Raw genomic sequence first — 608 nt, 5'->3', positions numbered from 1 at the left:
GGCGGGTCAAATGATCCAGAGCGGCCGCGGTCACATCGCTGATCGGCGTCTTATTGTCCGGCGCGGTGACATGACCGACACCGGGTTGCCGTCGACGAACTTCAGCGGGTCGGTGTAGCCGGGCGGCACCAGGATCCCGCCGAAATGCATCAGCGCACAGCGCGAGAAGCGTTGTCTCCTGGCCGCCGTGCAATGTCTGCGACGATGTGAACGCCGCGTATGCCTTGTCGGCGAGCTTGCCCTGCGCCCACAGGCCACCGAGCGAATCGATGAAAGTGCGGAATTGCGCTGCGGGAGAGCCGAATCGGGTCGGCGAGCCGAAGATCACCGCATCAGCCCACACGATATCGTCACCGGCGCGCCGGCGGCCTCGCCGGCGGCGGCGACACGCCGGGCCATCGCCGTCCCATGACCGGCGGCCGAGTAGTAGATCACCGACAATTTCGCCATGCGTGCTCCAATCGGTTCGGATGACACGATCTTTGCCTGCCAGGCCTGGTCGCCCGCCGGGCCGGTCGCAGTCACCGGGATATACCCGATGTGCTGCAATGACGTGATGAGTCCCCACAACGACGCACACTATCTCGCCGAGATCGCCGCGATCGAAC

1 pseudogene is annotated in these 608 nt (G+C 65.3%); it reads right to left on the bottom strand.

From position 1 onward, the window contains the following. Nucleotides 1-450: pseudogene (locus F6Q13_RS19620) on the bottom strand (NAD(P)H-dependent oxidoreductase); the annotation flags it as partial. Between the last annotated feature and the right edge of the window lie 158 nt (nt 451-608).

Source organism: Mycobacterium sp., assembly GCF_008709575.1.
GTDB lineage: Bacteria > Actinomycetota > Actinomycetes > Mycobacteriales > Mycobacteriaceae > Mycobacterium.
Note: the sequence above shows the minus strand (reverse complement) of the source record. Positions and strands in the feature narration are given on the sequence as shown.